This is a genomic window from Porphyromonas uenonis 60-3, assembly GCF_000174775.1.
GTDB classification, from domain to species: Bacteria; Bacteroidota; Bacteroidia; order Bacteroidales; family Porphyromonadaceae; genus Porphyromonas; species Porphyromonas uenonis_A.
This window is the reverse complement of record NZ_ACLR01000123.1, coordinates 1-13,970: the sequence shown is the minus strand read 5'-3', so window position 1 is coordinate 13,970 and position 13,970 is coordinate 1. Positions and strand designations below refer to the sequence as shown.

The window sequence follows — 13,970 nt, the reverse complement described above, 5'->3', positions numbered from 1 at the left end:
TTGGTGAATAAGTGATTGCTAAGGAGGTCTCAGGATGTCACTATTTGTAGATCACACTTTTCTATTGATGTAGCCTATTGCCCCATCGTAGGATATGATTCTTGCTGGGACTCCACCCACTACTGCATTATCAGGGACATCGTGTGTTACCACTGCATTAGCACCAATAGCTACATTATTTCCAATCGTCACCCTACCTACAATTTTTGCTCCTGGGCCTATGTAGACCTCGTTGCCAATAGTCGCGGCTCCTTTTCTTTCCCCCCTATTAGCGTATCCTATAGTTACACCTTGCGAAATGTTGACGTTGTCTCCAATTGTAGCAAGAGGAGAGACCACAATAGTTCCAAAGTGTCCAATATAGAATCCCTTACCGATACTAGTAGATGGGGAAATCTGTATCCCATAGCGCCTTTGCAGCATCATTACTCTAAAGCGTAAATAGTAGTATGCTATTTTTTTTAGCCCCTTGCCATTGCGGTAGCTACTCGCAAGCCTCATATAGGTCATATATCGAAAGCCTGGAGTCAAGAAAAGGTGTCTCAGAAAACTTTTTACAGAGTGGCTCTCGGTATAACGATATAAATCTGATAATATCAATTGGTGTGTTGTCATATCACTCATTGTTACTCTAAGTTTGCTATAAGGAAGCTCTCGGAGACGGCTCCGAGAGCTTTTCTTTCGTTAGGGACTAGATGCCGATATTGTCTTCTTCGTTAGTCCCAGGGTTGCTACCACCTCCTGCATTGGGGTCGGTTGTTCCGCCACCAGCGTTGGGATCAGTGCCTGCGTTGCCTAATTTCTTTTGGGTGTAGGGGTTGAAGACCGCTACACGGAGGCTGTCTTTCGCTTCCTTCAGATGGAAGCTGAGTCCGAATTGTACTTTGGACTCCTTGAGGATGGAGGCGTTGACCTCCTCGGGTGTCTCTACAAACTTGCTGGCAGTATTCATTCTGAAGGTACCAATCTGTCCGAGCTGGACAGTGTTGCCCTCAGCGAGCTCACGCTTGAGGTAGTAGGCTAGGCGGTCGATAGCGTTTCGCACATCACCTGTCGTGAGGCTACTCATCTCAGCAATGTCTTTGATGACTTCCTCAAAGGGGATGACACGTGTTTTGTCTGCTTGGGCATAGTACATCGTCTTGCCCTTGTGTTTGCCGATTTTCAGCTATCGGCTCTTCAATTGAAAATTGATCATCGCATCAAATGGTTAAAATGTTAATGGTACTCTATGAAATACTTTTCCTGCTATCCTCTTCGAGTAGATAGTATCGTCTCCTATAAGGATAGTATCGTCTCCTTAACGACTTCTTTGGGGTCGTATTTCACGACTTCGTTGCAAAGATAACTATTTCCCATTATAGCAATATCCTTTTACATTAGGAGCTTATCAACACTTATCGCCATCGACCTCTGTCACCTTGCTAAGGACTTCTTCCGCCTATACTGGAGGAATACCCCTCCACCCATCAAGACTCTTGCAAAGGAGAGATTGATTGCAGCCCCCAAGATGCCCAAATACTGAATCATAGGATAAGCCAGCACAAAGCATATCAGGGAGGCTATAAGTGTATTGCTCATTACGGCCTTGTCATGCCCTTTGGCGATGAGGTAGTTGACGCCATACACATCATAGAATACTATTCCAAGCACCCCGAGCATTAATATAGCTAGAATCACAACGTTTCCCTCAAGGGGCATATTGAGGTAGAGGAAGACAAGTCTTGCCAAGAGGATAGGAGCTAAGCAGTACACGAAGCCTACGACAAGCATACTACGGCTGTAGACTCGGAAGCGACTATGGTTACGAACAATATTGGGGAAGATGGCTCTTGTGAAGAGGTCGGTCAAGGTCACGAAGATATCTGCAATCTTCCTAATGGCATAGTAGATACCCACGGTGGAGATCGGTGCTAGCAGCCCTAGGATGAAGCCACTCGTATTGTTGTACAGAGTGGGTACAAACTGATTAACAAAGATAGGAAAGTCCTCTTTTAGCATCCTCGTGATATGCCTAAGGCGACACAATCTGAACTTTAGTCCCAATATACGTTTTAGCAGGTAGTGGCTAATGATAGCACACACAATATAGGCGAGGGAGAGGGATAGCGGATAGATCCAAAGGTCGCCCTTGTCATGTATGAACGCAAAGACCGCAACAAGAAAGATAAGACGTAGCCCCGTGTTTAAGAGGGCGATGAACTTCATCCGCTCAATGCCTTGATACATCCAGTCAGCTAGGAGAGCTCCGCCCCATATCATCGGAATGAATAGAATGTATAGCGTCGCATACGCTCTAAATGAGGGTATGGTAAACACTAGTATTACTATGAGTAGAGAGGATATGAGGCAAAGAAATGCTCTTGTAGAGTTGACAACCGTGTAGATGTACTGCAGTCGGTGCTTGCTGTGCTTATTTGCCGCTACAAATCTCGTCCCTGTAAGGCTAAAGCCATAGTATGCAAAGCTGAGGAAGTAGTTGATCAAAGCAAGGACAAACATAATCTGCCCATAACCATCAGCCCCAATCACCCGCAATAGATAGGGCAACGTAAGAAGTGGAATGAGAAAGTCCACCCCCTTCAAGAGAAAAAGAAAGAGGAAGTTTCCCGCAACTACCTTGTTCTCCTCACTCAGAGCTTTCTTTATCCTTGACGGAGTCACTGCTACTTGATTGTTTAATTTACTGGACACTACACACCCTATTCTATCTACTCTAGGATTATCTTAAGTACTTGTTGCATAGCCCTTTCTGTGATACGACCTTGATCGAGGTTGGCATTGAGCTCCACAATGTCTACAGACTTCACAAGATCCGACTGCATACATAGCCTAATGAGTGTGTAGGCGAGAGCGGGGGGGATACCTTTTTTTTCAGGTACGCCTGTGCCAGGTGCATACTCGGGGTCAATCACATCCACATCAAAGCTGAGATGGATATGGTCGATACCTTTGCGCTTGATGTCAGAGAGAATATCAACGATAACCTCTGCGGGATCTGAGGCGTTGAGCTGCTCGGAGCTACGGATGTACATATTGAGCTTAGCAGCCATCTCTATCTCCCCAGGATCTAGAGCTCTAGCTCCCAAGAAGTAGATGTTTTGAGGCTTTAAAAGCGGACTTACGCCCCAAAAATTAGCGATGTCAGCCTCTCCATATCCCATAAGATAGGAGAGATGCATACCGTGCATATTGCCCGTACCTGAGGTAATCTCCGTGTTGAAGTCTCCGTGTGCATCGATATAGATGACAGCAAAGTTGTCAGCTCCCTTAGTTAAGCCAACTCCAGCAATACTACCGAATGCCATCACATGATCTCCTCCCACACATAGAGGAATATGTTGTTGCGCTATCGAATGCATAACTCGCTCAGCTAAGGGGCGAGATGCAGTTAAGATAGGCTTGAGATACTTGATCTTAGGGTGTGAAGCAAACTTCTCCTCTATAATAGCAGCTCTTGGCGTGCAGGGTAGGTCACCCAAGTCATTTACGTGATGCTTAGCGGAGGTATAGCAACCATCCCGCCTAAGAATAGACGGGGTTAACTCGTTGCCATCTTTATCGCAACCTAAGTTGATGGGGTAACCTATGACATCAAATGTTTTCATGCTGTACCCTCTTTACTATACGAGACAGCTTTGATAACTTCTTCCATCATCCAGTATACGCCATTAAACGGCTCACGATGATGCTCTCCATCACGAGTCCAGTATCCATGCTCAAACTCATCCTCATCCAGTCCGTAGCAATAGGATACTTCTATCAGATATAACTCTCCAGACTCCTTCTCTCTGACAATGTCGAGAGCTACGGACTGTACTTCTAGTTTATCATAGCACTCAAAGGCAAACTCAACAACGTCTTGCGGAATTAGAGATGCGTCATACCTATCATCATGCCCTCCAGAAGCTCTGAAGTCACCTTCTCTACACATACGCACCATAGCTATTGCCTTATTGTTTGCGATCTCCAATCTATAGTCAAACCCTTCATTGGGGATAAACTCTTGAAAGTAAGCATAGCCCTTATGCCGTGGCAGTAAGTGTCCTCCCTTAAGCTTCGGGAAGAGATAGAGAGCAATGTACTTAGCGACATCATAAAGGCGACCTTTGCCCTTGAGGAAGTTCTGCCACTGGGTCTTTGCAGAAAAGAGAGGATTAGAGGGGGGATAGCCCCGCCCGAAAGCCTTGCGAACAAATCTCCTCGCCTGCTTAGCGGAGCGTGCTAGCCTTACATTGGCCGAGCCTGCTCCGCCTCTGAGCTTAAACACCTTAGGGAAGTCTGTCGTCTCAATCCACTCATAGGCACTCTTCTTATCATAGAATACCCATGACTTGGCAGCTTGCACCCCTAAAGCCTCAAAGAGGTACTTCTGCCCCACCTTGTCATCAAAGTGCCAACCTGTTCTAAAGTTGGGGAAGACGACCTTGCCGGCCTGCTCGAGGGAGAATAGGAGCTGCTTGGCGAAGAGGACATCTCTGTAGTGCCAATGAAGGTGATGCCACATAAACGCATCGCAATCACTTACCTGCTCAATGATGTCTGTGTCGTATGGGTTGATCGCTTTGTAAGCGATGTTGTGTTCCTTGCAGTACTCAATCCAGTGGTCGGAGTAGCTGCCTTTGCAGTTTGCTATAGCTATCTTCATATGGCTTCTATATAATAATGTAGTTGCAATTACTAGCTTACTCTAGATGGGACTTTACATACCACTGGACAAAAGCTCTCAATCCCTCTCTTAGAGACGTATTGGGCTTAAATCCAAAATCTTCCTCTAGAGGAGTTGTGTCGGCATAGGTAATCGGAACATCTCCAGGCTGCATGGGGACAAGCTTTGTATGGGCTGCGAAATCATAATCCCTCGGCAAAGCCCTCGCCTTGACAAGTTCTTCCTGCAGTGTCTGAACGAAGTCCAATAGGTTTTCGGGATTGTTATTGCCAATGTTATACACCTTATAGGGAGGAATGGGTAGCCCATCCTCTCCGACCTTCCTCTCTGGAGCATGTCGCATAATGCGAATAATGCCCTCGACGATATCATCTATATAGGTAAAGTCTCGCTTGCAATTACCATAGTTAAAGATCTGTATAGTGCCGTCATTTAGTAATGTCTCAGTAAACCCGAAGTAGGCCATATCGGGACGCCCACAAGGACCATAAACCGTAAAGAATCGCAATCCCGTGGCAGGGATATTAAAGAGCTTACTGTAAGCGTGTGCCATCAGTTCGTTGCTTTTTTTCGTTGCTGCGTATAGGCTCACAGGGTTGTCTACCTTGTCATCTACACTATATGGAACTTTAGTATTAGATCCATAAACACTAGAAGAAGAGGCATAAATCAGATGATCCACTCCAGACTTCAGCCCATCATAGCTGTGCCTACAAGCCTCTAGAATATTGAAAAAGCCAATGAGATTGCTCTCAATATAAGTATCAGGATGCGAAATACTATATCGTACTCCAGCTTGAGCAGCTAAGTTGACTACGACAGAGGGGCGATATTGTGCAAATAATTGCTCTACCACTTCCTTGTTAGCAATAGAGGCTTCAATGAAAACGAACCTATCTCCGTATTCAATCAAATCCTTCAATCGCTCCTTTTTTAGTCTTATATCATAGTAGGAAGTGAGGTTATCTACACCTATTATCTTGATGGAGACGAAATCATTGAGCAATCTCTTCGCCAAAGCCCCCCCGATAAAACCAGCTACTCCAGTGACTAAGACTGTTCTACTGGTTAATTCTAAATTATAATCTAACATACTCTTTGTCGTAGCGAATCAGCACTTGTTGTTAATCTCGATGGTATAAATCTCTAGTATAGATTTTGTCATAGACATCACTTAATTGACTGTCATACCGATTGGCTATTATAGTAGAGGACTTTCTCTTGAACTCCTCTAAGTCATTGACAACAAGGCTACCAAAAAAGGTCGTTCCATCTTCTAAAGTAGGTTCATAGATAATGATGTCAGCACCTTTCGCCTTTATCCTCTTCATCACGCCTTGAATAGATGAGTGTCTAAAGTTATCACTTCCAGTCTTCATTGTCAATCTATAAACCCCCACTACACACTTTTTCTCTCTTTCAGGATCAAAGGCGTCACCATCGTAGTCGTAATATCCCGCCTTTTTGAGAATTTGATTAGCAATGAAGTCCTTTCGAGTTCGATTACTTTCCACAATAGCAGTCATCATATTTTGCGGTACATCCGTGTAATTGGCTAGGAGTTGCTTAGTGTCTTTAGGTAGGCAGTAACCGCCATAACCAAAGGAAGGGTTATTATAGTGAGATCCAATACGTGGGTCAAGCCCTACACCTTCAATGATTGACAGCGTATCAAGCCCCTTCAACTCGGCATATGTATCTAGCTCATTGAAGAAGCTAACGCGTAAAGCTAGGTAAGTATTGGCAAAGAGTTTAACTGCTTCTGCTTCCTTTAGCCCCATATAGATAGTGGGAATGTCTTTCTTAATGGCACCTTCCTGAAGTAGTCTTGCAAAGATTTCTGCTGCCTCTTTCATCATTGCTACATCGCAGGTTGACATAATAGCTCTATTCTCCTCTTCGTACTCTAATCCCTTAATAAGTTTGGGATAGCCAACGATAATACGACTAGGATAGAGATTGTCGTAGAGAGCTTTGCTCTCGCGGAGGAACTCTGGACAAAAGAGTAAGTTGAGGCTCTTTACGCCCTTTTTTGCATACTTTATGTAGAGACTTCGCGTGTAGCCAACAGGGACAGTGGACTTGATAACCATAATGGCTCGAGGGTTTACTTCGAGTATGAGGTCAATAACCTCCTCCACACGGCTGGTATCGAAAGAGTTCTTTACAGGATCGTAATTGGTGGGTGTAGCTATAACAATAAAGTCAGCATCTGAATAAGCTGTTTTCCCATCCAGGGTAGCGTCTAGATGTAGGTTTTCTTCTGCAAAAAACTTCTCTATATAATCATCTTGGAGAGGCGAGATCCTGTTGTTGATCTTTTCCACCTTTTCTGGTATAACATCTACAGCGGAGACGTGGTGGTGCTGAGAGAGCAACGTGGCAATACTCATTCCCACATAGCCTGTTCCTGCGACTGCAATTTTAATATCATCGATAGACTTCATGGTAGTGCTACGGTTTTTATCTACTATATAAGCGTATTAGGGGAGGATATTGGCGGGTTTGCCCGTTGCGAAGTTGTCGAGACAGCGTACGGTGTGTCCCTCGCGGAGAAAGTGTTCGCAGAGGTTAGAGCCTATGAATCCTGCTCCGCCAGTGATTAGTAGTTTCATGTTTGTGTAAAGATGGGGGCCGAAAGAGGTCATTCTGACATCTGAATGCAAATGTACATATTTTGGGGCAATCAGGGGTATTCGCATAGAGCTGAGGCATCGTGAAGATGAGCTCCTCAAAGGCACCACTGGAGGAAATCGAAGGATTCCTCGGTGGAGATCGCTAATTATCCACGGAGAAACGAAAAAATTCTTCGGAACTTCGAAATCTTTCTTCCGAAGTTTCATTTCATTCTTCCGAACTTTTATTTCCCGGTTCCGTGAAGAAAATTCATTTGCTCGCTGGAGATTTCGGATTTCCTACCGAGGGGAGAGATTTGGGGGGAGAGGGAAGAGATTAGAGGTTAGAGGTTAGAGATTAGAGGGGAGAGGTTAGAGGTTAGAGGGAAGAGATTAGAGATTAGAGGGGGGAGGAGAGAGGGAAGAGGGAAGAGCTAGTAGCTCTAGTGGCACTAGTGCCCGTAGCCAACAGCCAACAGCTAACCGCCAACCGCCAACTACGGGAGGAGGGCGGCGTCTTGTAGCTCGCGGTAGAGGCGCTGCACGGGGAGCCCCATGACGTTGTAGAAGGAGCCCTCGATGTGCGAGACGCCGATGTAGCCGATCCACTCCTGTATGCCGTAAGCGCCCGCTTTGTCGAGTGGCTGGTAGTGCGCTACGTAGTGGTCTATCTCGCTGTCCGTGAGCTGTGCGAAGGTGACCAGCGTGTGGCTCGCGAAGGAGCGCTGCCACTCGGTCGTGGTGAGCGAAACGCCCGAGACGACCTCATGCTGGCGACCGCTTAGGAGGCGTAGCATACGTCGTGCGTCGTCCAGGTCGTGAGGCTTGCCGAGGATTTGCCCGTCGAGGAGGACGACCGTGTCTGCCGTGATGAGCAGTTCGTCGGCTTGTAGTGTGGGTCGTAGCTGCTCCGCTTTGAGTTGGGAGAGATAGCGCGGCACCTCTTCGAGAGGTAGCGTGTCAGGGTAAGCCTCGCTGTGTCCCTCGATGGTGCGTATCTCAAAGGGGTGGCCAAGCGTGGCGAGGAGCTCTTTGCGCCGTGGCGATTGGGAACCAAGGATCCAGCGGTAAGTTTTCATAGTGGGTAGTCGTCTAGGATGGCTTCGGTGAATAGGTTGTAAAGTTGCGATACCTCTTGCTGCGATTCGGGCAATTGCTCGAGTAGTGCACGGTGGCGAGCGATGGTCTCTAGGTCGTGCCGGCGGGCGGGTCCCGTCTGCGCTACGTAAGGATCTATCGTGGTCGCCTTCGAGGCGGTGCGCAGGATGAGCCCATGGAGCAGATCGGTGGGGAGACCCGCCTGAGTCAGCAGACGGTGCGAGAGGGTGTAAAGGCGATTGGTACAGTTGGAGGCGAGCACGCCCGCGAGGTGTAGCCAGAGCCGTTGGTCCAGTGTGGAGGGGATCGCCTCAACCTGCAGAAGTTCGTTCCACTGCTGTAGGGTGGTCAAACCCTCGTCAGAGGCGAGCTGGTAAAGAACCTTTTGCCCCTCGAAGGGAACGACAACCTCCTTGGCAAAGCTATTGAACGGGTACCAGACTCCGTAGGTGCGTTGTCCGCTGAGGCAGTCGATGGGGGTCACGGCGGAGGTGTGGACGACCAAGCCGTCTAGCGGTGGCAGAGCCGTGGCGACCTCGGCGATGGCTTGGTCGCTGACGGCGATGATGTAGAGGTCGGCTAGGGGAAGCTGTCGCAGACTATCAGTGACAGGGCAGGTGAGTGCGAAGCGCTTACGGAGCGCCTCGGCATGGGCTAGCTGACGGCTGTAAATGCCGCAAAGCGATGTGGAGGCGTGGCTCGCCAGTGCAGCTGCTATGGAGGTGGCTACGCCTCCTGAGCCTATGAGTACGACTTTCATGGAGTATCAACTATAGAGCGGTGTGTCAAAGGTACGAAATTAGAGGTTAGAGGTTAGACTTTAGAAGTTAGAGGTTAGACTTTAGAGATTAGAGGTTTGTTCCTAGTGGCACTAGCTAACGGACAATCTCGAATTACAAAACTCTCCACGGAGGAATGTGCGATTGCCTCCATGGAGAGTATTTAGGAGCCCGTTAGCTGGCTCAACGAAAGTCGCCGATTAGAGCGTGTCGATCAGGTCGCTGAGCGTTTTCTTGGCATCACCGATGAGTAGTGTCACACCCTCGCTACGGCTGTAGAGCGGGTTCTCGACACCAGCGTAGCCAGGTTTGAGGTCGTAGTTGCAGATGATTACCTGCTTCGCCTGATCCACATTGAGGACTGGCATACCGTAGATAGGCGTTCCCTCAGCATTGCGCGCAGCGGGGTTGAGGACGTCGTTGGCCCCGATGACGATAACGGCATCGGTATTGGCAAACTGATCGTTGATCGCCTCCATCTCGTAGAGACTATCGTAGTCTACATTAGCCTCAGCGAGGAGGACGTTCATATGTCCCGGCATACGACCAGCGACAGGGTGGATGGCGTACTTGACTTCGGCACCGTTTCGAGCGAGCTTGTCAGCCAACTGCTTGACCTCCTGTTGCGCTTGTGCTAGAGCCATACCGTAGCCCGGCACGATGATGACGCGCTTAGCATTGTGCAGGACCTCGGTGGCAGACTGTAGTGGTGTCGCTGTGCTGGTAGCTGACGAGGCGGCGGGGGCTGCGGGAGCACTCTCCGCATGATCCAAACGATCCATCAGGTTGGAGAGCGTAGCCTTAGCATCGCCTAGGCAAAGGGCTACGCCTTCGCCACGGCTGTAGAGCGGGTTCTCGACGCCAGCGTAGCCAGGTTTGAGGTCGTAGTTGCAGATGATGACCTGCTTCGCCTGATCCACGTTGAGGACTGGCATACCGTAGATAGGTGTTCCCTCAGCATTGCGGGCGGCAGGGTTGAGGACGTCGTTGGCTCCGATGACGATAACGGCATCGGTATTGGCAAACTGATCGTTGATTGCCTCCATTTCGTAGAGACTGTCGTAGTCTACATTGGCCTCAGCAAGGAGTACGTTCATATGTCCTGGCATACGACCAGCGACAGGGTGGATAGCGTACTTGACCTCGGCACCGTTTCGAGCGAGCTTGTCTGCGAGCTGCTTGACCTCCTGCTGCGCTTGTGCTAGAGCCATACCGTAGCCCGGCACGATGATGACGCGCTTAGCGCCACGGAGCATGCCGGCAGCCTGTGAAATAGGATCGCTAGCAGAACTGCTGCTAGCGGGCTGTGCGGTAGCTGCGGAGCTGTCCAGCCCAGAGAGGATCTGATCGATCGTAGCCTTAGCATCGCCTAGACAAAGGGCTACGCCCTCGCCACGGCTGTAGAGCGGGTTCTCGACGCCAGCGTAGCCAGGCTTGAGGTCAAAGTTGCAGATGATGACCTGCTTCGCCTGATCCACATTGAGGACAGGCATACCATAGATAGGCGTCCCCTCGGCATTGCGGGCGGCAGGGTTGAGGACGTCGTTGGCCCCGATGACGATAACGGCATCGGTATTGGCAAACTGATCGTTGATCGCCTCCATCTCGTAGAGACTATCGTAGTCTACATTAGCCTCAGCGAGGAGCACGTTCATATGTCCTGGCATACGACCAGCGACAGGGTGGATGGCGTACTTGACTTCGGCACCGTTTCGAGCGAGCTTGTCGGCCAACTGCTTGACCTCCTGCTGCGCTTGTGCTAGAGCCATACCGTAGCCCGGCACGATGATGACGCGCTTAGCGCCACGGAGCATCGCAACAGCTTGGTCGATAGGAGAGCTTTCTTGCTTAGGCTGAGGCGCAGCGGGAGCTTTTGTGGTAGCTGTGGCAGGCTTGGCGGGAGCTTTTGCCTTGCCGTGAGGGATGAGGATATTGATGAGCGAGCGGTTCATCGCACGGCACATGATCTGCGTGAGGAGGAGGCCCGAAGCGCCAACGACACCACCGACAGCGACAAGGAAGATGTCGCCAATGGCCATACCAGCGATCGCACCAGCCACACCGCTCAGGGAGTTGAGCAGGCTGATGGTGATCGGCATGTCGGCACCACCCACACGTATGGAGAAGTAAAGCCCGAAGAGCGCGCTGAAGAGCATCGTGCCGATCATAGCGTAGAGGAGGGCAGTAGGCATCTGGTAGTTGATCGTGCCGATGAGTAGGAAGAAGACGGCGACGACGAGTGTGAGCGAGGTGGCTACGTTGTGAAACGGCCAGACAACCGACTTCTGAGGCAGTACTCTATGTAGCTTGCCCGCTGCGACGAGGCTCCCGACGAGGGTGAGCATACCGATGATGATTGCGAGGAAAGCGGTGACCAGCGTGAAGTGTACGTTGTCCTCAAGCTGGAAGAGTGTCAAAGCACCGACGAGCGCCGAAGCGCCACCGCCGATACCGTTGAGCAGAGCCACCATCTGGGGCATCTGAATCATCTTGACTCGTGTGTAGAGTATGACACCGATGATACCACCGATGAGGATGCCTGCGATGAGCCAGGGGAAGGTGACGACCTGTAGCTTGAGAAGCGTGACGATGACGCCTAGTCCCATGGCGGTAGCACTGAGCGCGTTACCACGAGCGGCGCTCTTGACCTTGCTCATCATGGCGATGCCAGCGAGCACGAGTATGCTGAGGATCCCGCAGATGACGTAGTAGACGGGATTAGAGATCTCTATGAGTGTATTCATGCCTTGCCTCCTTTCTTGTTTTTGGTAAACATACGGAGCATGCGGTTGGTCACGCCAAAGCCCCCGACGACATTGATGGTGGCGAGGATGACGGCTACGACTCCAAAGATTTGCTGGAAGAGACTACCGTCTGGAGCTATGATAGCTGTGGCAGTGGCTGCGAGCGCTCCCGTGATGGTGACGCCACTCAGGGCGTTCATCCCTGACATGAGGGGGGTGTGCAACAAGCTAGGCACATTGCTGATGAGCTTGTAGCCGACGAAGGTCGCCACAAGGAAGATGGCGACGAGGATCAGTGGGTTCATTGAGAGATTAGAGGTTAGAGATTAGAGATAAGAGGTTAGATATTGAGAAAGTAGAGGTTAGAAGCCAGAGTACGACCCATTAGGATCATATACTCTGACGTCTAACCTCTAGAAAGTGGGCGGGAAGTCAAGTTCCTTCAATCTAGGCTACTTCTTGAGTCCCATAGCCTCGAGAGTACCCTCGTGGATGATCTCACCAGCCTCGGTCGTGACGACGATAGAAGAGGTGATCTGATCACTCATATCAAGGTGCATCTTGCCATCCTTGACGAGGTACTTGACGAGGTTGTACATGTTTTGCGAGAACATCCAGGTAGCGCTCTGTGGAAGCATACCGGGAATATTCTTGATACCTTCGATGACCACGTGGTGCTTGACGTCACGCTCGCCTGGAGTCGTGATAGCGCAGTTACCACCCTGATCGATAGCGATATCAACGATGACAGAGCCGGGCTTCATCGACTTGACCATCTCCTCGGTGATGACTACGGGAGCGATCTTGCCTGGTACGAGGGCGCTACAGAAGATGACGTCCATGTCCTTGACGTGATCAGCTAGCACCTTGCGTTCATGCTCTAGTAGCTCAGGGCTTAGGTGTAGCGCATAGCCACCGGGAGCGACAGCTTTGTCAGCGGGAATGCCTAGATCAATAGGCTTAGCACCTAGACTCGTTGCCTGCTCAGACGCTGCGGGACGGATATCAGCTGCGTAAGTGATACAGCCTAGACGACGAGCCGTAGCGAGTGCCTGTAGACCAGCTACGCCGACACCGATGACGAGCACCTTGGCGGGGTCGATCTTACCGACAGCGGTAAACATCTGTGGCATGAAGAAAGAGAGATCGTTGGCAGCCATCAGGATACCCTTGTAGCCCGCGCAAGTACTCATAGAGGTGAGGGCATCAAGGTTTTGCGCACGAGAGATACGAGGCACACCATCGAGGGTGAGACCGATGACACCCTGCGCAGCCATCTTGCGTACCATGTCATGGTTCACTGGAGAGGCGGGGTGAATGAAAGTGATGAGGTACTGCCCCTTGTGCATCATGTCGATCTCATGCTTGCCGAGCTGCTCGTTGAAGAGTGGCTCCTTGACCTTGATGATGATCTCCGCGCGGCGGAAGATCTCCTCTGGCCCTTGTATCAGCTCAGCGCCAGCTGCCTGATAGTCCTCGTCGTGATATGCTGCGCCTTCGCCAGCTCCACGCTCAAATAGTACAGTGTGTCCATCAGCGACATACTGCTTGACTGCTTCGGGGCTCGCTGCTACGCGAGCCTCATCGTGCATAATTTCTTTAGGTACGCCTATTATCATAGTTCAAATGTGTAGTGAATGAATAGTCTTCTGCCTAATGTGGGTTACCTGCGAAAACATCCGTATCGCACCTGCACCCCTTCATTTCGCAAATATACACACTTAACTTCAAAGTCACAAGAGCGCACCCCGCAAATCTTACGTTCAAGCCGACGGAGCGTTCGGATCATGTTGAGTGAGAGGGCGTTCGCTTCCGTTAAAGCTACAAGATCCAAATGTTTAGCCCTGATCAGCAACACAGCCGTGACGCTTGTGTCAAACATATTTGCTACCTTTGCAGTGAGGGTAGCGTTTTCCAAAAGTAAGTCCCGCATTGGTATTACAATGTCTACGGTTTTTTGGAAAACGCTATTCTCTTTTTTTGCAAAAAAACAGAGGTCTCACTCACGGGAGAGTGGGACCTCTGCTTATTAGTTATGAGTCAGCTCAATTAGAGCTTAGGACCG

General features: G+C 49.8%; 12 protein-coding genes and 1 pseudogene. All 13 read right to left on the bottom strand.

Going from position 1 to position 13,970, the window contains the following annotated elements; all coding sequences use genetic code 11:
• Positions 1 to 51: 51 nt before the first annotated feature.
• The 13 genes and pseudogenes from PORUE0001_RS04125 to PORUE0001_RS04070 all read right to left on the bottom strand — a co-directional run bounded on the left by PORUE0001_RS04125 (position 52) and on the right by PORUE0001_RS04070 (position 13,524).
• A complete protein-coding gene (locus PORUE0001_RS04125) occupies positions 52 to 510 on the bottom strand; it encodes a serine O-acetyltransferase (RefSeq protein ID WP_007365227.1) in 459 nt (152 codons plus the stop codon).
• Positions 511 to 691: 181 nt separating this feature from the next.
• Entirely contained in the window at positions 692 to 1,162 is a 471-nt protein-coding gene (locus PORUE0001_RS04120; RefSeq protein WP_262498090.1) for an HU family DNA-binding protein, read from the bottom strand.
• 254 nt (positions 1,163 to 1,416) lie between these two features.
• Positions 1,417 to 2,664, bottom strand: a complete 1,248-nt coding sequence (locus PORUE0001_RS04115; RefSeq protein ID WP_007365306.1) for an oligosaccharide flippase family protein — start codon at positions 2,662 to 2,664, stop codon at positions 1,417 to 1,419.
• Positions 2,665 to 2,711: 47 nt separating this feature from the next.
• Positions 2,712 to 3,608: an arginase gene (locus PORUE0001_RS04110; protein ID WP_007365243.1), complete on the bottom strand. Its 897-nt coding sequence runs from the start codon at positions 3,606 to 3,608 to the stop codon at positions 2,712 to 2,714.
• Positions 3,605 to 4,648: a RimK family alpha-L-glutamate ligase gene (locus PORUE0001_RS04105; RefSeq protein WP_007365302.1), complete on the bottom strand. Its 1,044-nt coding sequence runs from the start codon at positions 4,646 to 4,648 to the stop codon at positions 3,605 to 3,607. Before PORUE0001_RS04105 ends, PORUE0001_RS04110 begins: the two co-directional genes overlap by 4 nt.
• Positions 4,649 to 4,685: 37 nt before the next feature.
• Positions 4,686 to 5,762, bottom strand: coding sequence for an NAD-dependent epimerase/dehydratase family protein (locus PORUE0001_RS04100; RefSeq protein WP_007365307.1), 1,077 nt, complete (start codon positions 5,760 to 5,762; stop codon positions 4,686 to 4,688).
• A gap of 31 nt (positions 5,763 to 5,793) precedes the next feature.
• Positions 5,794 to 7,116 (bottom strand): nucleotide sugar dehydrogenase, encoded by a 1,323-nt coding sequence (locus PORUE0001_RS04095; protein WP_007365239.1) that lies wholly within the window; start codon positions 7,114 to 7,116, stop codon positions 5,794 to 5,796.
• A gap of 39 nt (positions 7,117 to 7,155) precedes the next feature.
• Positions 7,156 to 7,284, bottom strand: a pseudogene (locus tag PORUE0001_RS10030) (NAD-dependent epimerase/dehydratase family protein); the annotation flags it as partial.
• A 497-nt stretch (positions 7,285 to 7,781) separates the two neighbouring features.
• A complete protein-coding gene (locus tag PORUE0001_RS04090; RefSeq protein ID WP_007365249.1) occupies positions 7,782 to 8,363 on the bottom strand; it encodes a Maf-like protein in 582 nt (193 codons plus the stop codon).
• Complete coding sequence (locus PORUE0001_RS04085) at positions 8,360 to 9,142, bottom strand: Rossmann-like and DUF2520 domain-containing protein (RefSeq protein ID WP_007365273.1); 783 nt, start codon at positions 9,140 to 9,142, stop codon at positions 8,360 to 8,362. The genes PORUE0001_RS04090 and PORUE0001_RS04085 overlap by 4 nt, the downstream gene beginning before the upstream one ends.
• Positions 9,143 to 9,361: 219 nt before the next feature.
• Positions 9,362 to 11,905, bottom strand: coding sequence for an NAD(P)(+) transhydrogenase (Re/Si-specific) subunit beta (locus tag PORUE0001_RS04080; RefSeq protein ID WP_007365234.1), 2,544 nt, complete (start codon positions 11,903 to 11,905; stop codon positions 9,362 to 9,364).
• Positions 11,902 to 12,210 carry an NAD(P) transhydrogenase subunit alpha gene (locus PORUE0001_RS04075; RefSeq protein WP_007365250.1) on the bottom strand — a complete coding sequence of 103 codons (309 nt, stop codon included), beginning with the start codon at positions 12,208 to 12,210 and terminating at the stop codon, positions 11,902 to 11,904. Before PORUE0001_RS04075 ends, PORUE0001_RS04080 begins: the two co-directional genes overlap by 4 nt.
• A gap of 147 nt (positions 12,211 to 12,357) precedes the next feature.
• Positions 12,358 to 13,524: an NAD(P) transhydrogenase subunit alpha gene (locus PORUE0001_RS04070; RefSeq protein WP_007365274.1), complete on the bottom strand. Its 1,167-nt coding sequence runs from the start codon at positions 13,522 to 13,524 to the stop codon at positions 12,358 to 12,360.
• Positions 13,525 to 13,970: the final 446 nt, after the last annotated feature.

Coding starts and splice junctions, on each gene's coding strand:
- PORUE0001_RS04125 (WP_007365227.1), bottom strand. CDS start 510: ATGACCTATATGAGGCTTGCGAGTAGCTACCGCAATGGCAAGGGGCTA.
- PORUE0001_RS04110 (WP_007365243.1), bottom strand. CDS start 3,608: ATGAAAACATTTGATGTCATAGGTTACCCCATCAACTTAGGTTGCGAT.
- PORUE0001_RS04105 (WP_007365302.1), bottom strand. CDS start 4,648: ATGAAGATAGCTATAGCAAACTGCAAAGGCAGCTACTCCGACCACTGG.
- PORUE0001_RS04100 (WP_007365307.1), bottom strand. CDS start 5,762: ATGTTAGATTATAATTTAGAATTAACCAGTAGAACAGTCTTAGTCACT.
- PORUE0001_RS04095 (WP_007365239.1), bottom strand. CDS start 7,116: ATGAAGTCTATCGATGATATTAAAATTGCAGTCGCAGGAACAGGCTAT.
- PORUE0001_RS04090 (WP_007365249.1), bottom strand. CDS start 8,363: ATGAAAACTTACCGCTGGATCCTTGGTTCCCAATCGCCACGGCGCAAA.
- PORUE0001_RS04085 (WP_007365273.1), bottom strand. CDS start 9,142: ATGAAAGTCGTACTCATAGGCTCAGGAGGCGTAGCCACCTCCATAGCA.
- PORUE0001_RS04080 (WP_007365234.1), bottom strand. CDS start 11,905: ATGAATACACTCATAGAGATCTCTAATCCCGTCTACTACGTCATCTGC.
- PORUE0001_RS04075 (WP_007365250.1), bottom strand. CDS start 12,210: ATGAACCCACTGATCCTCGTCGCCATCTTCCTTGTGGCGACCTTCGTC.
- PORUE0001_RS04070 (WP_007365274.1), bottom strand. CDS start 13,524: ATGATAATAGGCGTACCTAAAGAAATTATGCACGATGAGGCTCGCGTA.